This window comes from Parabacteroides sp. AF19-14, assembly GCF_003635485.1.
Lineage (GTDB): Bacteria > Bacteroidota > Bacteroidia > Bacteroidales > Tannerellaceae > Parabacteroides > Parabacteroides distasonis.
Genome location: NZ_QTMJ01000001.1, coordinates 118,324 through 140,652, shown reverse-complemented (window position 1 = coordinate 140,652; position 22,329 = coordinate 118,324). Strand labels below are relative to the sequence as shown.

The 22,329-nt window shown below is 41.7% G+C and carries 23 protein-coding genes and 1 pseudogene; 10 read left to right on the top strand and 14 right to left on the bottom strand.

The genetic code is table 11. The features are described from left to right. Positions 1-35 precede the first annotated feature (35 nt). Together nqrF and DWX33_RS00630 are read left to right on the top strand one after the other, a co-directional pair. A complete protein-coding gene (nqrF, locus tag DWX33_RS00640; protein ID WP_010182986.1) occupies positions 36-1,310 on the top strand; it encodes an NADH:ubiquinone reductase (Na(+)-transporting) subunit F in 1,275 nt (424 codons plus the stop codon). Positions 1,311-1,878: 568 nt separating this feature from the next. After that, positions 1,879-2,130 carry a hypothetical protein gene (locus tag DWX33_RS00630; RefSeq protein WP_005862263.1) on the top strand — a complete coding sequence of 84 codons (252 nt, stop codon included), beginning with the start codon at positions 1,879-1,881 and terminating at the stop codon, positions 2,128-2,130. A gap of 61 nt (positions 2,131-2,191) precedes the next feature. Here DWX33_RS00630 and DWX33_RS00625 read toward each other — a convergent pair whose 3' ends face one another. Beyond that, complete coding sequence (locus tag DWX33_RS00625; RefSeq protein ID WP_005856901.1) at positions 2,192-2,653, bottom strand: type I restriction enzyme HsdR N-terminal domain-containing protein; 462 nt, start codon at positions 2,651-2,653, stop codon at positions 2,192-2,194. A 55-nt stretch (positions 2,654-2,708) separates the two neighbouring features. Between DWX33_RS00625 and DWX33_RS00620 the strand changes: the two genes are divergently transcribed. From DWX33_RS00620 to DWX33_RS00600, 5 genes are all read left to right on the top strand, one after another. Next, positions 2,709-3,485 carry an AMP nucleosidase gene (locus DWX33_RS00620; RefSeq protein WP_005862265.1) on the top strand — a complete coding sequence of 259 codons (777 nt, stop codon included), beginning with the start codon at positions 2,709-2,711 and terminating at the stop codon, positions 3,483-3,485. A gap of 19 nt (positions 3,486-3,504) precedes the next feature. Then, entirely contained in the window at positions 3,505-4,527 is a 1,023-nt protein-coding gene (gene holA / locus DWX33_RS00615; protein ID WP_009275962.1) for a DNA polymerase III subunit delta, read from the top strand. Positions 4,528-5,368: 841 nt separating this feature from the next. Beyond that, positions 5,369-5,818, top strand: a complete 450-nt coding sequence (locus DWX33_RS00610) for a helix-turn-helix domain-containing protein (protein WP_009275960.1) — start codon at positions 5,369-5,371, stop codon at positions 5,816-5,818. A gap of 65 nt (positions 5,819-5,883) precedes the next feature. Beyond that, positions 5,884-6,669 (top strand): dihydroorotate dehydrogenase electron transfer subunit, encoded by a 786-nt coding sequence (locus tag DWX33_RS00605; protein ID WP_005856914.1) that lies wholly within the window; start codon positions 5,884-5,886, stop codon positions 6,667-6,669. Further along, a complete protein-coding gene (locus DWX33_RS00600; protein WP_009275959.1) occupies positions 6,657-7,574 on the top strand; it encodes a dihydroorotate dehydrogenase in 918 nt (305 codons plus the stop codon). Before DWX33_RS00605 ends, DWX33_RS00600 begins: the two co-directional genes overlap by 13 nt. Positions 7,575-7,682: 108 nt before the next feature. Here DWX33_RS00600 and DWX33_RS00595 read toward each other — a convergent pair whose 3' ends face one another. After that, positions 7,683-8,969, bottom strand: coding sequence for an acetylxylan esterase (locus DWX33_RS00595; protein ID WP_009275958.1), 1,287 nt, complete (start codon positions 8,967-8,969; stop codon positions 7,683-7,685). 253 nt (positions 8,970-9,222) lie between these two features. Between DWX33_RS00595 and DWX33_RS00590 the strand changes: the two are divergent. Beyond that, a pseudogene (locus DWX33_RS00590) lies at positions 9,223-9,932 on the top strand (formyltetrahydrofolate deformylase). Between the two features lie 113 nt (positions 9,933-10,045). Here the strand turns inward: DWX33_RS00590 and DWX33_RS00585 are convergent. The 4 genes from DWX33_RS00585 to DWX33_RS00570 form a co-directional block, all read right to left on the bottom strand. Next, complete coding sequence (locus tag DWX33_RS00585) at positions 10,046-10,807, bottom strand: exodeoxyribonuclease III (RefSeq protein ID WP_009275955.1); 762 nt, start codon at positions 10,805-10,807, stop codon at positions 10,046-10,048. Between the two features lie 133 nt (positions 10,808-10,940). Next, a complete protein-coding gene (locus tag DWX33_RS00580; RefSeq protein WP_009275954.1) occupies positions 10,941-12,194 on the bottom strand; it encodes a DUF4934 domain-containing protein in 1,254 nt (417 codons plus the stop codon). A gap of 11 nt (positions 12,195-12,205) precedes the next feature. After that, positions 12,206-13,084, bottom strand: a complete 879-nt coding sequence (locus tag DWX33_RS00575) for a slipin family protein (protein ID WP_009275953.1) — start codon at positions 13,082-13,084, stop codon at positions 12,206-12,208. Next, entirely contained in the window at positions 13,074-13,469 is a 396-nt protein-coding gene (locus tag DWX33_RS00570; RefSeq protein ID WP_009275952.1) for a GntR family transcriptional regulator, read from the bottom strand. The genes DWX33_RS00575 and DWX33_RS00570 overlap by 11 nt, the downstream gene beginning before the upstream one ends. A gap of 209 nt (positions 13,470-13,678) precedes the next feature. Here DWX33_RS00570 and DWX33_RS00565 point away from each other — a divergent pair, with 209 nt between their 5' ends. Then, positions 13,679-14,383, top strand: a complete 705-nt coding sequence (locus DWX33_RS00565; protein ID WP_122379672.1) for an MgtC/SapB family protein — start codon at positions 13,679-13,681, stop codon at positions 14,381-14,383. Between the two features lie 9 nt (positions 14,384-14,392). On the opposite strand, the gene DWX33_RS00560 is transcribed toward DWX33_RS00565, so the two are convergent. Genes DWX33_RS00560 through serB form a run of 3 tightly spaced genes read right to left on the bottom strand, consistent with a single transcriptional unit; the run spans position 14,393 to position 16,407 of the window. Next, the gene (locus tag DWX33_RS00560; RefSeq protein WP_008772149.1) at positions 14,393-14,863 is read right to left on the bottom strand and encodes a C-GCAxxG-C-C family protein; all 471 of its coding nucleotides are present in this window, start codon (positions 14,861-14,863) and stop codon (positions 14,393-14,395) included. Next, on the bottom strand, positions 14,850-15,155 hold the full coding sequence (locus DWX33_RS00555) for a Dabb family protein (RefSeq protein ID WP_005862281.1): 306 nt from the start codon (positions 15,153-15,155) through the stop codon (positions 14,850-14,852). Before DWX33_RS00555 ends, DWX33_RS00560 begins: the two co-directional genes overlap by 14 nt. Before the next feature lie 25 nt (positions 15,156-15,180). Then, the gene (gene serB / locus DWX33_RS00550; RefSeq protein ID WP_057326255.1) at positions 15,181-16,407 is read right to left on the bottom strand and encodes a phosphoserine phosphatase SerB; all 1,227 of its coding nucleotides are present in this window, start codon (positions 16,405-16,407) and stop codon (positions 15,181-15,183) included. A gap of 101 nt (positions 16,408-16,508) precedes the next feature. Here serB and DWX33_RS00545 point away from each other — a divergent pair, with 101 nt between their 5' ends. Then, positions 16,509-17,102, top strand: coding sequence for a hypothetical protein (locus tag DWX33_RS00545; RefSeq protein ID WP_005862283.1), 594 nt, complete (start codon positions 16,509-16,511; stop codon positions 17,100-17,102). Between the two features lie 24 nt (positions 17,103-17,126). Here DWX33_RS00545 and DWX33_RS00540 read toward each other — a convergent pair whose 3' ends face one another. From DWX33_RS00540 to DWX33_RS00520, 5 genes are read right to left on the bottom strand one after another with little or no spacing between them, the layout of a single operon-like run. Further along, a complete protein-coding gene (locus DWX33_RS00540; protein ID WP_122145383.1) occupies positions 17,127-19,436 on the bottom strand; it encodes an outer membrane beta-barrel protein in 2,310 nt (769 codons plus the stop codon). A 45-nt stretch (positions 19,437-19,481) separates the two neighbouring features. Next, entirely contained in the window at positions 19,482-19,889 is a 408-nt protein-coding gene (locus DWX33_RS00535; protein ID WP_122145388.1) for a hypothetical protein, read from the bottom strand. A gap of 8 nt (positions 19,890-19,897) precedes the next feature. Further along, positions 19,898-20,266, bottom strand: a complete 369-nt coding sequence (locus tag DWX33_RS00530) for a GntR family transcriptional regulator (RefSeq protein ID WP_005856933.1) — start codon at positions 20,264-20,266, stop codon at positions 19,898-19,900. Further along, positions 20,263-20,979, bottom strand: a complete 717-nt coding sequence (locus tag DWX33_RS00525; protein ID WP_122379671.1) for a hypothetical protein — start codon at positions 20,977-20,979, stop codon at positions 20,263-20,265. The genes DWX33_RS00530 and DWX33_RS00525 overlap by 4 nt, the downstream gene beginning before the upstream one ends. Before the next feature lie 12 nt (positions 20,980-20,991). Beyond that, a complete protein-coding gene (locus tag DWX33_RS00520; protein WP_008772154.1) occupies positions 20,992-21,819 on the bottom strand; it encodes an ATP-binding cassette domain-containing protein in 828 nt (275 codons plus the stop codon). Between the last annotated feature and the right edge of the window lie 510 nt (positions 21,820-22,329).

The window sequence follows — 22,329 nt, the reverse complement described above, 5'->3', positions numbered from 1 at the left end:
AACGCATTAAACAAAATATAAAGATGACTTTATTAATGTCGGGCGGACTTACGATTGGTGTCAGCGCAATAGTATTCTTATTGATCACGCTGATCTTGGTCGGTTTGCTTTTGTTCGCCAAAGCAAAATTGGTGCCTTCAGGGAATGTAAGCTTGAAGGTTAACGGAGAGAAAGATATAGAGACCCCGATTGGTGGAACTTTGCTAGGTGCGCTACAGAGCGGTGGCATCTTCTTGTCTTCCGCTTGTGGTGGTGGTGGTAAATGCGGTCAGTGCCGTGCTCAAGTTATTGATGGCGGTGGCGAGATCCTACCTACTGAGAAAGGTTTCTTCTCTCGTAAACAAGTGAAAGATCATTGGCGTTTGGCTTGTCAATGCAAGGTGAAAGAGGATATGGTCGTTCAGGTACCAGACGAGGTATTTGGCGTTAAGGAATGGGAATGCGAGGTTATCAGTAACAAGAACGTCGCTACATTTATCAAGGAGTTTATCGTTGCGTTGCCTAAAGGTGAGCACATGGACTTTATTCCGGGTTCTTACGCTCAGATCAAGATTCCTACATACTCAATGGATTATAACAAGGATATCGATAAGAGCTTGATCGGCCCCGAGTATCTGCCGGCTTGGGAGAAATTCGGTTTATTCGGTTTGAAGTGTAAGAACGACTCACCGTCTATCCGTGCCTATTCTATGGCTAACTATCCTGCTGAAGGTGACCGTATCATGTTGACCGTGCGTATCGCTACGCCGCCGTTCAAACCGAAACCACAAGTTGGTTTCATGGATGTGATGCCGGGTATCGCTTCTTCTTATATCTTTACGTTGAAACCGGGTGATAAGGTGACTATGAGTGGTCCTTATGGTGATTTCCACCCAATTTTCGATTCTAAGAGAGAGATGATGTGGATTGGTGGTGGTGCTGGTATGGCTCCGTTGCGTGCCCAAATCATGCACATGACGAAGACGTTGAAGACTACGGATCGTAAGATGTCTTACTTCTATGGCGCGCGTGCCTTGAACGAAGTGTTCTATTTGGAAGATTTCTTGGAAATAGAGAAAGAATTCCCAAACTTTACGTTCCACTTGGCGCTTGACCGTCCTGATCCTGCCGCTGATGCTGCGGGTGTTAAATATACGGCTGGATTCGTTCATCAAGTAATCCATGATACTTACTTGAAGGATCACGAGGCTCCGGAAGATATCGAATACTACATGTGTGGTCCGGGCCCGATGTCAAAGGCCGTAGAAAATATGCTGGATAACTTGGGTGTACCTCGTGAGATGTTGCACTTCGATGATTTCGGTGGATAAAATAGGATTTCTATATCTACAGATAGAAGGCGGGGGTTAAGATCCTCGCCTTTTTTATTTTGGCCCTGAAACTCCTCTTTACGAAGATATACTTCAAATGCTATAGGATATATACTGCATGTGTCATAGGATATATACTTCATTAACGAAATAAGTCGTACTTCTATGTCGGCACATTAAAAATGTAATTATTTTGAAATAATATGCAGCGTTTATCGTTTTATAAGCATCTAAGCTTATATAGTCATAAAAACAAGTTAGACATGAAGCCATTGATTTTATCTTTTTTTGCGGTTTTATTAGGATACTCATTCTTTTTCGATAAAGATGATGAAATAAAATTGCGTAATGTTGACCAGATATCGTTGGAATCTAATTCTACGATGCCTGAGAGGGGTGATTCTGTCACTTTGTATGCGAAAAGGCTCCCTAATACTCCGGAATATATTTTACGAATCGCAAAACCGGAGGATTATCTCTTTACGAAATAAAATTTTCGTGTTAAAATATTTGTTTATTTGACGAATATTGCTATGTTTGTGCCCATGTAACTTTTAATGCGTGGGATATGGATTTGAAATCTACTCAATATATAGAAAAAACAGGAAGTGTCGCAAAGGCATTCCTGTTTCTTTTTCTTCTCTTTCTATCAAGCATATATAATCTGTTTAAGTTTGCCAGCCTTGAAAATGAGGAGGTAGAAGTATCAGATATGGTGCTACCTTCTAAGACTTCCGGTGATGTCGAGTATATAGAACAAGATGACTTATCTGCAAACTGTAAATTCCTAATCGATAGAACTACTCACTGGTTGGGCTGAGTAAGCCCTTATCTGATCCGTGCGAGTGCATAGAAGGATAAGGGGGACTTATTTTAGATAATTAAACGATTTTCTCCAATAGATTGTATTCCGGTATATCTTCGAGGAAAGCATACGTCTGTTTCTCATAGTCAATTTTGCAACAAAAATGACGGATGCCGTTGCTTACGGTTAAGTATTTTACGTGTAAGACCATGTTATAACGTACGATTTGATCGAATACAGCGCTTGTTATCTCGATATGTGGAGCTTTATATTCAATAATCATTAGAGGTGCTAGAAACCGATTGTATGCAACGGTATCGCATCGCTTGGATGTTCCGTTTAGTTTTACCGCTACTTCATTCGCTAAAAGTTCTTGAGGATAGTTTTTTTCCGTGACCAAATAGTTCACGAAATGTTGTCGTACCCATTCCTCTGGCGTTAATGCGACAAATTTTCGGCGTACAGGATCCCAAATAGAAGGCTTTCCTGCTTTCTCCGTAACTTTGACTGAGAATTTTGGTAGATTTAATGGGAGCATTTGCTATATTTGCTATTTATATTCTAACTAAAATGCACCTCAAAGGTAGTTATTTATGAGAACAAAACAAGAAATCGTAGAAAATTGGCTGCCTCGTTATACCGAGCGAAAGCTAGAAGACTTCACTAAGCACATATTACTCACTAACTTTACTAAATATGTCGAGATATTTGCGGATCATTTTAATGTCCCGATTTTGGGATTGAAAAGTTCGATGCCCAATGCCTCGGCAGAAGGGATTACCATTATCAATTTTGGGATGGGAAGTGCGAACGCTGCTACAATCATGGATTTATTATCAGCAGTCATGCCCAAAGCGGTGCTTTTCCTCGGTAAATGTGGAGGATTAAAAAGAGCGAATGTATTAGGGGATTATGTATTGCCAATAGCGGCGATCCGAGGTGAGGGAACGTCGAATGAGTATTTACCACCTGAGGTACCTTCATTGCCCGCTTTTTCAATGCTTCGTGCCATTTCTTCCGCCATACGTGATCATGGAAAAGATTATTGGACAGGTACGATTTACACGACAAATCGTAGGGTTTGGGAATACGATAATGATTTCAAGGAATATCTTCGTAGTACGCATGCCACTGGTATCGATATGGAAACCGCAACCTTGCTTACTGCCGGTTTCGCTAACCAAATACCTACGGGTGCATTGTTGATGATATCGGATAAACCGATGGAAGAAGATGGTGTAAAAACAGAAGCGAGTGACCGGAAGGTAACTCAACAATTTGTAGGAGAACAGGTAATGTTGGGAGTTGAAGCTCTTCAACAGATTTTGGATGGTAAGAAAACCATCCGTCATATCCGTTTTAGTTGGTAATAGCGAAACCTCATAATTTATGGCAAAAAAAGAAATTACTTTCGAGGAGATTTGTAGGGATATAACAGCAAGGAAGTTTCAGCCTGTTTATGTGTTAATGGGCGAAGAGCCTTTCTTCATCGATCAAATAACAGATTTGTTATTAAAAAGCGTATTAGAGGAATCTGAGAGAGATTTCAATCAGATTATTCTATACGGCGCAGATACAGATGCCATTTCTATTATCAATGCGGCACGTCGTTTTCCGATGATGTCCGAATATCAATTGATAGTTGTTCGAGAGGCTCAATTAGTGAGAGATATAGAGTTGCTGAGCAGTTATGTGAAGAATCCTTTATCATCAACTATTTTGGTCATAAATTACAAATATAAGACTTTAGATCGTCGTCGTGCGTTAGCGGCCGCAACCGATAAAAACGGTATTTTATATGAGTCAAAAAAGATTCCGGATTATAAAATGCCGAGTTTTATCACCTCTTTGATGCAACAGCGTTCTATCGGTATCGATCCAAAAGCCGCTCAAATGCTCTCAGATTTCCTTGGAAACGATTTAAACCGTCTCAATAAGGAATTAGATAAGCTGGCAATTATCTTGGCTGAAAAGGCCTCAAAACGCATCACACCGGAATTGATCGAGCAAAATATAGGGATTAGTAAAGAATACAATAACTTTGAGCTGATAAAGGCACTTGCCATGAAGGATATATTAAAGGCTAACCGGATCGCTCAGTATTTTGAGAAAAACCCTAAAAGTAATCCGATACAGATGACACTTCCTGTATTATTTAACTATTTCTCAAACTTGCTGATTTGTTATTATTCAAAGGATCGATCGGAATCAGGATTGATGACCGCACTTGGTTTACGGGGAACTTATCAAGTAAAGGACTATCTTTTGGGGATGAAAAATTATCCAGCGATGAAAGTTTTTAATTTGATCAGCGATATCCGAATGACTGACGCAAGATCTAAGGGAGTGGAAAACTCTTCAGCGACAGATGCAGATTTACTAAAAGAATTACTTTACAAAATCTTACATTAAACAGAAATCATAGACTTAGTGCAGGCAAAAGGGCCTTTTTTCCTAGAATGATGAAAAAGTCAAACTGGAAAAAGAGGCCTTTTTGTTTATTTATCAATTAATTACGCATATTTTATCTCTCTGAGATTTTAAAATTTATTCAATCACGTACCTTCTTCCTCAAAAATTCCAAGAAATCCATACTTAAAGCTATAATCGGTATAGCTATAGATTGCCTTCATTATCCGTTAAAGGAAAAATAGACAAGTTGGCAGTAAAATAAATAGAGTAAAATTATATTGTATACAAATATAACCGAGGAATGGATGTTTACAATCATATATACAATAAAAGTATTTGAGTAGATTACAAATGTTGGTGATTTTTGTAATCATTATATAGGCGTTACAAATGTGTTGCGTTTACATTACTAATATAAATCATGGATTATTATATATTTCTTTATCCACGTAAGATTTGCTATAAATTATAAATAACCAGTTTTTTATATAGAAATATTGATTGTTTACATTAACTAAACATATTTTTCCGTCTACAAACGTATAAAAATCCCCTAACTATACATCATATGTATTATTATATTTACATATAGATCAGATATATATGCTATTTTCCTAAAGTTTTTCTAAATACTCTATACCTCCTTCTTGAACACGGTTTACAGTTCTACCCGTCACATATGTATCGGAATGACACATATGTATCAATTTAGTTTTATAAAAATAAATTGCATAAATGGAAATATTGATTTATCTTTGTATCCAGTTTACTTTATGGACATTTATCTTAGTAAACGGTCATAATGGCAGTATTCTAGTAAGAATTTAAGATATATATGAATATGAGAGATCGTATTTTAAAAATAATGGAACGTGAAGGACTTACCCCTTCTAAATTTGCCGAATCAATCGGTATACAGCGTTCGGCAATGTCACATATTATATCTGGTAGAAATAATCCGAGTTTGGATGTTCTGCTAAAAATACTGGAACGGTTCACTTATGTTGATTCTGACTGGCTATTGTTTGGCAAAGGCGAAATGATCCGAGAACATGTGTTAACTGAACCTAATTTGTTTACAAATATGCTTGAAAATCGTCCCAATGTACAAGTTGTTGCCGAAAATCGCAAGGAAATTGGGGTTGAGATACCTGTAAACATCCAAAAACAACCTGTTGTAGAGCAAGTTATATGCCAAGAAAAGCCTTCTAAAAATGTTAGTAAAATAATGATATTTTACTCCGACAATACGTTTGATACTTTCGTCCCTGAAAAAAACAAGAAAGACTAAGGTAAACTGTTCGGTATATACGTTATATTCATGTATCTTTGCGGATAAATTGAGTAATCGTGTATATGAAGAAGTACATCTTAGACATGAAGGTAACTGAAAACTGTCACCTTCATAAAAATTATTGCCTGCTAAAGTTAACCTCGGATGGGAATCTTCCAGAGATGCTTCCCGGACAATTTGTAGAGGTTCATGTAGAAAACTCTCCTACAACATTCTTACGTCGTCCGATTTCTGTCAACTATGTAGATAAGTCTAAAAATGAGTTGTGGTTATTGATTCAACTTGTTGGTGATGGCACGAGAAAAATGGCAGAATTCCGTCCCGGTGATATTGTAAACATAATGCTACCACTGGGTAATAGTTTTACAATTCCTTCCAAGGAACAGGAGAACAAAAGACTTTTGCTGATTGGTGGTGGTGTTGGAACCGCTCCGATGTTATATCTAGGAGCTTGTTTAAAAGAAGCCGGTTTTGAGCCTACTTTTCTACTTGGGGCTCGTTCTAAGGATGATGTATTGCAATTAGATGAATTCCAGAGATTTGGTAAGGTTTATATCACAACCGAAGATGGTTCGCTAGGCGAGAAAGGGTATGTGACTAACCATACGATCCTTAAAGAGGTTCGATTTGACCAGATTTATACTTGTGGTCCTAAACCAATGATGGTGGCGGTAGCGAAATACGCAGGTGCGGAAGCTATTTCTTGCGAGGTTTCTCTTGAGAACACGATGGCTTGTGGCATAGGTGCTTGTTTGTGCTGCGTAGAGAAAAACAAGGAAGGTCATAATGTGTGTGTATGTACAGAAGGTCCCGTATTTAATATTGAGAAATTGTCATGGCTGAATTAAATGTAAACATTGGGAATTTACCGTTGAAAAACCCGGTAATGACAGCATCCGGCACGTTCGGATATGGTATAGAATATGCTGATTTCATGGATATTTCACGTTTGGGGGGTATTTTCGTGAAAGGTACCACTATCCAACCTCGTGAAGGTAATGATTATCCAAGAATGGCGGAGACTCCTTCCGGAATGTTGAATGCCGTGGGGCTTCAGAATAAGGGCGCCGATTATTTCGCTGAGCATATTTATCCGGAGATCAAGGACATCAATACGAATATGATCGTAAACGTGAGTGGGTCTTCGGTTGAAACGTATGTCGAGTGTGCGGAAAAGATCGCAGAGTTAGATAGGATTCCCGCTATCGAACTGAACATTTCTTGTCCGAACGTAAAGCAAGGTGGTATGGCTTTCGGCGTTACTACGTGTGGTGCGGGGGAGGTTGTTAAGGCTGTTCGAAGGGTTTATCCAAAGACACTTATTGTAAAACTTTCTCCTAATGTAACTGATATTACAGAGATCGCTAAAGCTGTTGAAGCGGAGGGTGCGGATTCTGTTTCGTTAATTAATACGATGCTTGGAATGGCCATCGACGCAGAGAAACGTAAACCTATATTATCTACAATAACTGGAGGTCTTTCCGGGCCTTGCGTAAAACCTGTAGCTCTACGTATGGTATGGCAAACGTATCATGCGGTAAAGATTCCAATTATAGGTTTGGGAGGTATCTCAAACTGGAAAGATGCCGTAGAATTTATGTTGGCGGGCGCTACCGCTATCCAGATAGGAACCTATAATTTCGTGGATCCAACGGTCTCTATAAAAGTGATTGACGGGATGAATGATTATTGCGACCGGCATGGTTTTAAATCGGTAAAAGAATTGATTGGAGCGTTGGATATTTCCCGTTAATAAGAAACAGGAATAGAAGTCGTTTTTAGAGAAATATATGATGTAAAAAAAGAGCATTGTTTTAATCATAAAACAATGCTCTTTTTATTTTAAAACAGTATTGCTTTTTTACAAAATAATCCCTAATTGTTTCCACAACCAATTATTCCATTCGTCATATTGTTCCTGGTACCAATAATGTCCTGTCTCCAAATAAGGATGTAATTCTTTTGGGGAAGTTATACTATTATAGGCGGAATACATGGATGTTGGCGGGCAGACCTCATCATTATATCCCCAACTGAACCATCCCGGAATAGAGAGGCGGCGTGCGAAATTAACCACATCATAATAACGTGATACGTGTATTTCCTCTTTATTTGGAGAAGCCTGGTTATAAAAATAATGAGGCCATCCTCCGGCACGATGCTGTAGGAAGGCGGAATGATCGCACATGGCCGGATGAACGGCGGCGAAGAAAGTAACTTGCTTATGTAAGGCGGCTGTTATAACGGATAAAGCTCCCCCTTGGCTGGAACCGGTTACGCCGAGAGACTTGCCATTGTATTCCGGCAAACCGCATAGGAAATCGACCGCACGGATAGAGCCTAGTACGACCCGGTTGTAATAAAAAGCGTCTCGATTGTCATTATTCATTTTCCAATATTCCCATAAAGCGCCGTTGAAGAGCTTATCGTAATAATCCTGCGTCATGGTGACTGGAATGCCATGAATACCGATTTCCAAAGTGATCGCACCTTTCTCGGCGGTTGTCACATCCCCATAATACGGACGGATTCCTGCGCCGGGCACACGTAGCAACGCCGGATATTTTCCCTCTTTTTTCGGCATACAAAGAATGCCATAGGTACGTGATCCGGGACGAACATTCTGGAAACTAACATGATATACGTTGACTGTTTCGGTGCAACGCTCCGGAAGCAGCACCATGGTTGGTCGCAAGGGAGTGCGACGGGCTTTCTCTATTGCGGCTATCCAATAAGCGTCAAAGTCGGAAGGATTCTCGGCCGTAGGAAGGATTTGCTCCGGTCTGTAGGCGGCGTTCGCTAGTCCTTCGTAGGTATTGCCATTTACATGGGCTTTTACTTTACAACGATAGAAGCCGGGGTGTTTCATACGCCCTTTTACGGTTAGCTTTCCTTCTTTCAGCAGGACATTTTCCTTGGTTTCTTCCGGGTACATTTCCGGCCCGAGAGAATAGTCGATCGTTACGTCTTTCAATAGATTCTGGGCCGTATAAACTTGAATCGTGAAAGAACAAGGCTCATTTAGATCATAAGTCCAATCCGCATGATCCGGCGAAACGACGACACGGATCTCATTGCCTCTGACTTGAGAGTTTGCGCAATATACGCATGCGAATAATGCGAAAATACAAATTAGTAGTTGTCTCATATATAAATAATTAAATAATAGAATCTTAGGTATATATGGTTTTTAAGCGAGTGCAATGTTAAAGAAAAAGTTTGATTTTATTGTTATGTCCCGGTTATTTTTTAGCCGTAAAGAGTTGATCTTGAATACACTAATATTTAGCAAATCCCTTTTCTATTAAACTTTTTGCTATTATTTATTTGCGATTAATAATAATATGCTACATTTGCGATTTCAATTTGATGATTTAGGTTAACAAATAAGAGTATCTGATATGAGTACAGCAAAACTACTGTTGCATTGCCCCGATACGCCGGGTATTTTGGCGGATGTAACGAATTTTTTTACCGTAAATAAAGGTAATATCATTTATTTGGATCAGTATGTAGACCATGTGGAGAATATCTTTTTATGCGGATCGAGTGGGAGCTAAAGGATTTGCTGGCACGCTATACGGCGGGAGAATGGAACGTGGAGATTCCTTTGATTATCAGCAACCATAAGGACTTGGCGCATGTAGCCGAGCGATTCAGCATCCCCTTCTATCATTTCCCGATCACGAAAGAGACGAAAGAGGAGCAAGAACAAAAGGAACTGGCTTTGCTGGCGGAGCACAAGGTAAACTTTATCGTGCTGGCACGTTATATGCAAGTGATTTCAGAACAAATGATTAACGAGTATCCGAACCGCATCATAAATATCCATCACTCTTTCCTTCCGGCTTTCGTGGGGGCAAAACCGTATCATGCGGCTTTTGAGCGGGGCGTGAAGATCATCGGTGCTACCAGTCATTACGTTACGACCGAGTTGGATGCCGGCCCGATCATCGAGCAAGATGTCGTACGTATCACGCATAAGGACACGATCAGCGAGTTGGTGAATAAAGGAAAAGACTTGGAGAAGATCGTTTTATCCCGTGCCGTACAAAAACATATCGAGCGGAAGATACTGGCCTATAAGAATAAGACTGTCATTTTTAGCTGATGGACACGAAGCGTAATATATTAATTTACAGCATATTGCTCTGCAAATCCTTTTTCTCCTATTGGCAGAGCTCTGCCATTAGGGTGGCAAAGGGCCCTGTCTGCCGAGTCTGATTATTTTACTTCTAGCACCGCCGGGCAATGATCTGAATGTACGGCATCATTTAATATGTAAGCCGCTTTCACCCTAGACTTCATCGCTTCGCTAACCATGCAATAATCAATACGCCATCCCTTATTTTTCGCCCTGGAATTAAAACGATAACTCCACCACGTATATTCTTGTTTCTCCGGATTCAGCAAACGGAAAGTATCGATAAAGCCTGCCGATAAGAAACGTGTCATCCATTCCCGTTCCTCTGGAAGGAAACCGCTGTTCTTGGCGTTCCGGATCGGATCATGGATATCTATCGGCTCGTGGCAAATATTATAATCGCCGCATAATATCAGGTTCGGACGGGATTTTTGTAACTCAACTACATATTTCTGGAAATCTTCCAGCCATACCATCTTGAAATCCTGTCGTTCGTCCCCGCTAGTTCCGGAAGGATGATAAACGCTGACGACAGACAGATCCCCGAAATCCGCACGGATAAAACGGCCCTCGTTGTCGTACCGCTCGATTCCCATTCCATACTCGACATGATCCGGCTCCTGTTTCGTGAGAATGGCCACGCCACTATATCCTTTCTTCTGTGCGCTGAACAGATAGGACTTGTATCCCAACGCCTCGAAAGTCTCGGCCGGAAACTGATCCGGTTGTAATTTCGTCTCTTGGATACATAACACGTCCGGTTGCTCTTGCGCCAACCATTCGGGCAAGCCTTTACCTACGGCGGCCCTTAAACCATTGGTATTGTATGTTATTATTTTCAACTTCTGAAGATTTAGTTATATTTGAATTTATTGGATTATTCTCTATTCCGTCACGAAGATAAAAAAAGAGAACTGAATTCAATCAATGATGCAAGAAAAAATATGAATCTCATGTCACTTCGGATGATATTAATCACTCCATCAATATTACGACCGGGTTATCTTCTTCCGTCAACTTCTTGAGAGCTTTTATCTCCTCCGGCCAATCCTCTTGCCCGGTATGCTTCTCAAACCATTCCAAGATCTTTCCCGCTGGAACAAGCTGAGCGAATTCGCCCGAAGGTGTGGCGAAAGTAGGCTGTAAAGGTAAGAAACCATTCAGATCATCATGTATTCCCTCCTTGAAAGGGGCGACTTTCACATCTCCGTTTATTTTGTCATAGATAGCGTTATAAACTTTCCATTGTTCCTGATGGTGTAAATTCACTACGAATCGAAGCCAAAGTATGCGATCACTCTCACACACGTCCAAAGGGTAAAAGGCTTGATCTTTCTCCGGATTATACCGATCTTTCCGGTCCCAACGCATCGTCCCAAAGTCAAAACGCTTCACGGGGGTCAATCCTGTTGTTTCCACTTGATAAATCGTGTCATTGAACGTCTCACGGAAAAACAAATCCTTTCCTTTATGCCAAAAGATTTGTTCCGAGGGAACCAGGCAATTTTGACGACCATCTTTAAAAGTTATATAAATTACATCATATCCCGTTTCTGTATGCTGATGTATATTCATCTCCAGAATATCTGTCATAGCTCCCGACAGAGGGCTATGCGGCTCTCCATGCGACGGAAATGAGGCTAACAGCGTGGTATCACGAAAAAGGATGATCCGATCCGGCTTGTCTTCGGTGGCGGGTAAATGCTCTACCAGTATATCCTTGTCCAAATAATCGTATGTATCTACGCCATAAATACCATTGGTCACCTCCAGATCTTGTTGATCACCCACGAAATTCCCATCCTTGTCATAAACGACGGACCGGCCATTCCCTGCCGGGAAATAAACATGTCCGGCTGCGGCATTCATCCAGCCGAAAAGCGACTGGCTACCTTCCGGATCATTCCCGATATGTCCGATCGAGCTAACGAAGCGACCTGTAGCTTTATCAAATGACAAACATTGTTTTTGATTGGAGGATACGATCAACCGATCGCCGGAAATCCAGACTACAGGATCGCTTCCAACCAAGGCATGGTCATTAGTCTCCAAAGGCACGTAACGTATTTTCCGAAAATAATCCGAAGCCTTCAATGTCGTTGGATGTAGATAAGCCGCTTCGATTGGAATCACTTCCAATCCTTCTGTTTTCTTAGTCTGCCCGCATGAAAAGAAAACACTCAAAAACAGGACGGATAAGCCTATGAAAGGTTTTATTTGTAGTATCATAGTATTATATTTTATAAATCATCTTGTACTTTGGATAAAGATGCGAGTCCTCCAATCGCCCCAAGGTTCATCGTTTCTAATGCGGAACTTGGTACTATTACCATTGATCCCTTTTCTTTTAGACCTTCAAAAAGCATATTCATACCCCGTAGGTGAAGAGCGACAGGGTTATTTCTGTATTCTTTACTGGCTTGCGCGAATTTTTCCGCGATTTCTGTTTCCGCGGTTCCCAGGATAACTCTCGCCCTCCTTTCACGCTCAGCTTGCGCCTCCTTGCTCATCGCTTCCGCCAAATCTACAGGAATCGCAATATCTTTAATACCAACAGTCTGGCATGTAATGCCCCAAGGGTTCGTATTTTGATCCAAAAGGATTTGTAAATCTTCCGCTATTTTATCTCGTTCTTGTAAAAGAGTTGACAACTCGTGTTTTCCTATGGTGTCTCGTAAGCCTGTCTGAGCAATATGCTCGATGGCTTCTTGATAATCTTGTACTTCCAATACCGCTTTTTCTACATCCCAAACGGTCCAATATACCACGGCATCTACATTTACGGGAACTGTATCTTTTGTTAAAGTTTGCTCTGCTTTAAAAGAACTCACCCTTACCCGTTGATCCACATAGGCTGATACGCTATCAATAATAGGTAATATGAAGAATACGCCTGGTCCCTTTAATCCCTGAAATTTTCCCATGCGTAAAACTACCGCATGTTCCCATTGATCTGCGATTCGCATAGATACAGACAATAATCCTAATGCAACCATAAAAATGATAGACAACTCTATCCTATGAAGCGCAAACAAAGCGAGTGATAAAATAATGGCTAATAGCATAACAGAAACTGATATCGGATTAGCCCAACCTTTTGTTTTTAAATTACTTTTCATGGTGGTATTTATTTAAGATTTCACATTTAGACAATTCCGCTTTTATCTCTTCAATCGTAAAGCCATAAGTTGATGCCAGTATTGAGAACTGAGTACATATATCTTTTAGCTTTTTATTCCTCTCTTTTTCCAGAAGAATGGAATCAACCTGATTGATGAATGTCCCAGAACCTTGTTGAGTTGTTAGAACATCCCTTATCTCTAATTCTTTATAAGCTTTTGATACAGTATTTAAATTTACCTTCAATTCTACGGCAAGAGCTCTTACTGTAGGCAATTGCTCGCCCAGCTTCAGTTGGCCGGATGCTATCCCAAATAGAATCTGATCTATTATTTGGCGATAAATAGGCACTCCATTAGAGTAATCTAAAACAAACTTAATCATATTGTACTATTTGTATAGCACAAATATACAATTAGGGAGGATGAAAAACAATAGTGATTTGTCTTTTTAACAATATATATAGTTTGCGACTCGGTATTGTTAATTAAATAAAAAGCGAAGGGAGGCTAAGAAGCTGTTTGTTTTTTAACTAAATATGGGCAATAAAGTATTACATTTGCACCAAACCAAATAAAAGGATACCAAAGGCTATGCTAGAACACTTGAATGAGATTTTAGACAGTACTCAGATTACTACTTCCACCGCCGCCGTGCGGTTGGCGATCAGTTTTGTGCTGGGCGCCATTATCGGGGCTGAACGGCAATTTCGCCGCAGGGACGCTGGTATGCGAACCTTTACCTTGATCTGTATGGGATCTGCCGCCGCCATGTTGATATCTATCTGGATACCACAAACCTATCCGAATTTCTTGAATGGAGATCCGGGGCGTATCGCCGCCCAAGTCCTTACAGGTATTGGTTTCTTGGGAGCAGGAGCTATTATTCAAAGTCATGGAAGCGTGCATGGACTCACTACGGCGGCTTGTATTTGGGTAATGGCTGTAGTAGGTTTGGCCGCTGGTGCCGGTATGTTCTTGGCCGCTTCTATCACTACGGCATTTACCTTGTTCGTATTAGTTTCTTTAGAAAGGTTGGAGCGACGTATGTATTTGGATGGTGTTAATAAAATACTTACGATAATTTGCTCAACCTCGACTCCCGATCTTAAAGGTATCCGGAAAATCTTGGAAAATAGGAGCATATTTATCGTAAGTCTTTCTTATGAGCATAATTACGACAAGAATACATCGACAATTACCTATAAAGTCAATGTGAAATCCAAGTCCTCTTACAGTGAGTTATTCACTGAGATTCGAAAACTTGGTTACATTTCACAAATACGTCTTCTAGCTTGACAATGCCGTTTATTCAAGTTCACCCTTTAGCATATGCCCGGCGATACGAGCCGCTTCCTCAACGTATTTACCGCAAGGACGTTTGGCATAATACTGTTGCGTGCGTGCGGAAGGAGCGGGATTCGTCGATGTCTCTTCCGGAGGAAGAAGGCTACGGCAAATGATCGTCCCATGTTTCTCCTTGAATAAAGCCGCCATTTTTTGTACCATGCCATAGTTGCGGGCACGCGCCTCTTGATCTAGCGGATCAAATACCGGATACTTAAATCCGGCTAACATCGCCATTGCGTTTACGGTACCACAAACCTCACGCATGCGTCCGACACCTCCTCCAAAAGATACAGACATCTTTTTCGCCAGCTCTAAATCCAACTCGAAGACATCCGAATAAGCGAGGAATACAGATTGAGCGCAATTATATCCGGACTCGAAGTTGTGGACCGCTTGGTTCACACGCTCCTCTATATCAAAGGATTTCATAGTCAACACAAGCTCTGTCCGCCTTTACCGGGCCAATAATTCCTTTAGCGACCGCTACATGTTCCGGATGATTAGCGTACGTATTTACATCTTCCAAGGTAGGCAATTCAGTAGTTAAAATAATATCCCAAGTCTCCGCCGGATTACAATTAAAATCTACACGGATCATTTTCAATACGTCTATCTTATTGATTAAGGCTTCCAGTTTATCCTTAATTTCTTGCATTTTGGCTTGCTTCTCAGCCGGAGTTTGAAACTCCCTCAACTTAAACATTACAATGTGTCTGATCATAATCGCTATACATTAATTATATATATTACATCTGTTCATCCAAATACGAGTCCTTGTATCCAAGGAAATATAAGATACCATCAAGGCCAATCGTAGAGATAGATTGCTTGGCGGTCGCCTTTACCTTTGGTTTGGCATGGAAGGCGATACCTAGGCCGGCGATACTAATCATCGGCAAGTCGTTCGCCCCGTCGCCAACCGCTACGGTCTGGCGAATATCTACGTTTTCCACTTGCGCGATCAGGCGTAATAACTCCGCTTTACGCTTTCCATCTACGATATCGCCCACATAATTACCCGTTAGCTTGCCATTCTCGATCTCAAGCTCGTTGGCGTATACATAGTCGATATTATATTTTTGTTTAAGGAAATTGCCGAAATAAGTGAAACCTCCGGAAAGGATAGCGATCTTGAAGCCCACCTTTTTCAAGATACGCATCAAGCGGTCTACACCTTCTGTGATCGGTAGATTCTCGGCGATCTCCTGCATCACGGATACGTCCAAGCCCTTTAATAAGGCACAACGCTGGCGGAAGCTCTCGCAGAAATCGATCTCTCCACGCATGGCTGCCTCTGTAATCGCTTTTACTTGATCGCCAACTCCGGCACGTATCGCCAACTCGTCGATAACCTCCGTCTCTATCAAGGTAGAGTCCATATCGAAACAAATCAGACGGCGCATACGGCGATACATGCTATCCTCTTGGAAAGAGATATCCATCTCAAGCTCCGTGGAAAGTTTCATGAACTCCGCTTTCATGCACTCCTTGTTTTTCGGGGTGCCACGTACGGAAAACTCCACGCTCGCCTTAGGAGTACGGGCATTCTCGTCCAACGGGATACGTCCCGTGAGCCGCTTGATATCATCAATATTCATATCTTGCTCCGCTACGATCCGGGAAACACCCGCGATTTGCTTGGCCGTAAGCTTACGGCTTAATATCGTGATGATATACCGGTTCTTGCCCTGCATACCTACCCATTTACTATATTCTTGCTCTGTAATGGGATTGAAACGGATATTGACGTCTAATTCGTAACTCTTGAACAGTAGTTCTTTCAATATATCGCCGGAATTTCCTTCCGTGCTTTGAAACAAGATACCCAATGATAAATGGTTATGGATATCCGCTTGACCGATATCGAGGATAACAGCGTTGTTCTTGGCTAGAATCTCCGTAAGAGCCGCCGTTACACCCGGACGATCCGCTCCATTGATATTTATCAGTATTATTTCGTCGTTTTGTGCCATATTTGTCATTCTATTAGGCAAAAGTACGTAAGAATTATCGAAAAAGAGTATATTATATTAAACATTTTTGCTTATATTTGTTTTATCGTATTAACGACAAAATGTTTAATGAGAACCTGGCAACCTTAAAAAGTCCTGACCGGCAGGCGAAATGTATGAGAATCCAATTTGAAATCAAGGAAAAGTTGCCCGACATTATTTCTGAAATACTTCATTCAGATAAGTGGCTGACTTTAGTGAGAGATGAGAATCATGGATTGCGACGTGTGACGATTAAAGATCCCTACTTTGATTCAGAGGCATGCGTCGATATCTGGGAGCATGAGATTCATGTAACGACAGCTTGGTCTAACTACACCTATCGAATCTATCAAAAAGGTAATTCTGTTTGGTGCGAATACATTGGCGCTTATAGAGGATTGCTGGAACAAAACCTTTTGCCGACGATGACTCCGAAAGAAAATATTCTGGATTCGGAAGTATTGAACAGTTCTTTGTTTGGTGACAGAAAGGAGACCTTGAGAAATTACAGCGCGGAAAACCTTAAGCTGAAGAATTTTAGGCGGGATAATTTCGCCGCGGAATATCAACTGGCTTCTCCGCAAGACCATCCTAAGATCGTATATGATGAGTTTATTAAAGAAGGGGTTCCAATTCCCCCTCCTGAAGATAGAAAAGAAAAGTCCGGTAATTAATACCGGACTTTTTTTATTTGAGGATCATCGCATGATACCCGAATCCTCGTCACTATTCCAAAGTTTCTTGTTGGCCTCCTTGAACTTGCGGCCGAAGTCAAAATTCCAAGAGAAGGTTAGCATCAACATTCGGCTGAAGTCGTTCGCGTACATGTTCGTACGGCTGGGAGCGTAAGCGTTCCGATTTTCCTCTACCCGTTTGTACTGGCTGGAGAAAGGCATCATCAATCCGGCTCCAACGGCGAATTTACCTTGATTGTACCGGAACATAAACATATGGATATTCTCGCCGCCATGCAATAATTCGCCGACAAACGTATTATAGCTACTTTGTATCTGGAACATAGCCATGAATTTCTTGTACATAGCCATGACGGAAGCCCGGTAATACCAATTGTTATAGGTATGCGAGTAACTATTTCCTTCGCTGATATAACGATTGACTCCACCTGTCACGGATAGGCTTATGATCCGCTTGATGATAGGGCCGACACGTAATGTCAAGTCACCGCTTAGTTTCTGCCATCCTTTTTGGTTATCGGTAATGCGAATGAACTTATTATTTTCTCGTATCACTTCCTCCATGATCCGGTCCGGGCTATTACTGTAATAAAAGTTTAAGTCTCCGGTGAATATTCCTTTTTTATATAGATAATTGGCTTGCATGTCATAACTCTTATAGGGTTTCAGATAAGGATTTCCCCGGCGTATCTGGAGCGTATCGATGTATTGCTCGATGGCGCTTAGCTCCGATAGGCTAGGTGAGACATTATTTACGCTACCGTTCACCCGGAAATACATATTATCCGTAAAGTTATATTGTAAGGATACCTTTGGGCGGAACGTATAATATTGATAATCTTCCTCACCTTCTTGCTTGAGCCATGAGCGGGAGACACCTATTCCGGCGGTATAATTCAACTTCTTGACACGTCCGCTGAATTCCGTATAGAGATACGTCTCCGACTGTTTCATCTTGGTTCGTCCTCCAACCGTTCCGCTGTAGGTGTTATCCGTCCACGATTGGGTGTGTTTCAATCCTCCTCCCAATCGACCGGCCTCGAATTGCCGTTCGTAGATTCCCTCGCCGATGATGGAATATTTGTCTCCGTCCACGTTCGACAAGATATCCGATAAGAGGATATCGTTTTTCCATTCTTGATACATTTGGTTTGCGTTCGTATGTATGTACGTACCTACCATATTAAGTATCAATGTCTGCTTATGTGGTAAGGAGCGTTGGTAATAAAGGTCGAGGGAAGGACGTTTGGTAGAGTTGCTATTTGGATTCCAAGCGTATGTCTTATCCTCGGGATTATTGTTGGTATACAGGTTCTTGCCGCCACCTTTATCCTCGTCTGATAAGAAATAGCGTAGCGTGGCATTGAAATAATAATGGTCGTTATCTACCAGATTATAATTAAGAGAGAGGTTATGAGAGGTCTCGGACATTCCTCTTGGCAGACCTTCCGAGGTACGTTCCATCGTCTCGCCACTCTCAAAGCGGAAGGTCTCGACTCCTTCCGTCCAGATATGATACGGATTCCGGTAGCGGACGGCGTATTGCAATCCGAACTCCGATTTCTTATGATTGAACTTCGTCGATACCTGATCGTCTCCAAAAGAGGTGGTCGGCGAATTACTAAGATCCAGATTGACAGAACCTCCGCTAGTTTCCCTCTGGACAATGTAGTCGAGTACGACAGAGGCGTTACCGTAACGTAAGCCCGGATTATCATGATATTCTATCCGGATTACCTCCTGTGGCGATAAACCCCGGATATCGGACAGCTCTACCTTGATACCGTTGATACAGAATTGAATCGTCCCTTCATTCGATAGCGATACGCTATTCCGGATCGGGTCCACTTCCAAACGGGGAAGCATCAAGGCGTTCAATAGATTGATGCCATTGCTGGAGGCCGCTTTTTGCTCGGAGGTAGGGAATGCGATCTTACGGTCCGCCGTATTACGGATAGCGGAAGCGTTGACCGTGACTTCATCTAAGGATATAGAAGCGGATGCCAATGAGATCGTACCGAGATCTATATTCTGGGAAAGTCCCAGCACGGAGACTACCGAAGTCTTGTAACCTATGGAGGAAACAGATACTTGATAATCTCCGGCCTTGACTTTCTCGATCCGGAAAAGTCCTTTACTATCCGTCGTCGTCCCTGTGATGAATGCGGAATCGGCTGTTTGAAGCGTGATATTCGCGAACTCAAGAGGAGACTTGTCGGATAGATCGATGACTTTCCCCCGGATCTGTAATTGTTGTGCCCGAATACCCCAAGAAAAGGATATAAGAAGGGCTGCCATAATGATTTGTTTCATTATAGTACGATTTAATGATTAAGAAATAATGTGTGTATGTGCTTGTTACTTAGTCCAAATCTCTTCTCCGTTCAGACGGATCTTCTGGATATTGTTGATACGGATATGCAACGTGAGATTTTTATCTTGCCCGGCGTCCCTCGCCCCGCTAACCAATAATAGAGAATCGTGGCGGCTGACTTCCGGCAAATACCGTTTCATTCCCTCGTAATAGAGTAACGACCGGTCCTTTGCTTCCAGTATTTGCCCCCGGGGAAATTTGGAGGCGGTTCTCGTATCGACTTTTATGTTTTCCGCTTTCAACTCCGGATTATCTATCTGGATAATCTGAAACTTTTGCGTGAAACCTGTAAGGCATTTTTCCGACGTAAACTGGGCAACGCCGAAAGTGAGGACTGGGACGATATATAATGTCGCTATCAGGGCGATAAATACGCGATTACTTTTTTTCATGATTGTCTTCATTTAATGGTAGATATATATAATGTATAGGCTTTCGTAAGCTCGTCGATACCTACATCTAGCAGGTGCATCTCCTTGAAGACGGCGGGAAGTACCTCTTCCACGAACTGGTTATGGCGCATCTCACGGATTTTCTGCTCGGCGTCGGAAGCGACGAAGTAGCCGATCCCACGCTTGTTGTAAATAATATCGTTGGCTTGCAGGCGCTCGAAGGAACGCATGACCGTATTTGGATTTACCTCCATCTCTACCGCCAGTTCCCGTACGGACGGGATACGGCTATCGGCTTTGTAATTACCACTCAATACCCGGTCGCAAATCCGCTCGGCTATCTGGATAAATATGGATTGATTCGTATTGTAGTTCATCTTAGTTCCTTTTCTTTAAGTTTTAGATAAGCGACGTATAAGACCACGAGGGTCGCGATGAGAAATGCGGGTGTAAAGGCAAAGCTCAGCCAATACACGGCGGTATAAAACGGGGAAGATTCATAACAAAAACTATTCATACCCGGCTGGATATTCAAGATGTTTATGCATAGATAAACAATCCCTATGATAGAAGCGATTATCAATATATATCCACCACAAGCGATTCCTAAAGCATACTTCTTGAATGTGACGTAAGAGAGGAACATCAAGGAACCGACAAACGCCAGCATGGTGAAATCTTGCAAGGTCATGATAATGTCCTTGAATGCTACAGGCTGTATATGAATGAGCATTGAGGCTATTCCCGTCCCAGTCCAGAACGTGACTTGGTATGCTAAGAATACCACGATGCCTTCGATTAGGATAGCGGCATATTTCTCTTGGTTGCTCGCGGGAAGCGTTAAGAACAATCCTCTAGGGCGGTGTATCATTAAGTTTACGTAGCTACAGAAAGCGATAAAAGTTCCTAATGATCCCAATACATATAATGTAAAGGTACGGAATCTCGTATCCCATAAAATGGAGGATAACAGGAAAAAGAAGAGGACTCCGAGGATGACCAACACCCCATAAGCTAATTTCTTCTTATTCTCTATCCAATCTTTGCGAAGTAAAAGATTGATGCGTTGTATACTGAAATCTGTTTTCATAACTATGTGTATTTAGGAGTTCATGATTCTTTGGATCTCTTTGGGATACGTTATCGCCGCGTTAAAGAGCAACTCTAAGGATACGGCTGTCTCTTCCTTGTCCTCCCGTGCGGTGACGCCTATTGTCCCTTGCGGGGTAGGCTCGGAATAAAGAGCTTTCTCTTCCGGCAGGAGCGGTCCGAAATAAAGTTTCTCGCCGATCTCGTTCAACGTCTTATTCAATAGGATTTGCCTTTGGTCTAAGATCAATACCGTGTCGATCAAGCTTTCCAGATCCCTGACCTGATGCGTGGAGATAATAACCGTCTGATTGTCATCTATCAAAGAGGCTACCAGTCTGCGGAATGTCGCTTTCGAGGGAATGTCCAGCCCATTTGTTGGTTCATCCATTAGAAGCAGGGGCGTATGAGCGGCCAGCGCCAAGGTTATCGCCACCTTTTTCCGTTGTCCTTGAGACATTTTCGACAGGCGATCGGATAGATTGATCTCAAACGATTCTACGCAAGCCTTGCAGATATCGTCTCTAAATGTCGGATAAAAAGGTGCGTACATCTTTATATATTCTATGGCGGTGACCTCAGGCATGGAGATTTCCTCCGGCAATAAGAAGATCTGCTGCAAGAAACGAGCGTTTCTCTCGGAAGGAATTTCCTCCAATACGAGGCAAGAACCTTGATCCGGAAAGATCTGTCCGCTTAGAAGGTTTAGAAGCGTAGTCTTTCCTTCACCGTTCTTTCCCAATAAGCCGCAGATGTGTCCCGATCCAACCTCAAGATTGATACGATCAAGTACCTCTTTTTTGCGGCTATAGCTGAATGAGAGTTCTTTTAATGTAATCATATGTTTTGCTGCTTTAGTGTATTAGTTTAATAGTACACTGTAAATGTAGTGGAAGTTTTTGAATAAACAAGAGGGAAGGGTATTTTTTTCCTTTTATTTTTCAAGATGGCAGTACAAGGTGATTAAAGAGAATCTCTTAATGTTATTAGCCTCTTTTCCAAGAAGGATTAGCGGTTTGTTCTTGAAGCATTGCTAATTTTTCAGTTGGTGCATGATCATCTAACGGCTGTTGGAAGATCATGCACCAACTGTTAGATGATTATGCAACAGTTGTTGGATAATCTATACTTAAAGATGAAATCGCTAAGGATTCCCTGTTATCGGTCTAAAGGTAGGGGAGCGGGAAGCTAATGATTCTTGATAATTTTGCAGTTCTCTCAGGGAGAAAAAGGTACTCTACTTCTAAATTTATGTTGCAAAACAGTTAATTTTTTATCGATGTGTGCGCTAAAACATATAAAAAAGCTTGCTAATTTGCAGAAAATCGCTATATAATTTGGTGGAAAGAAG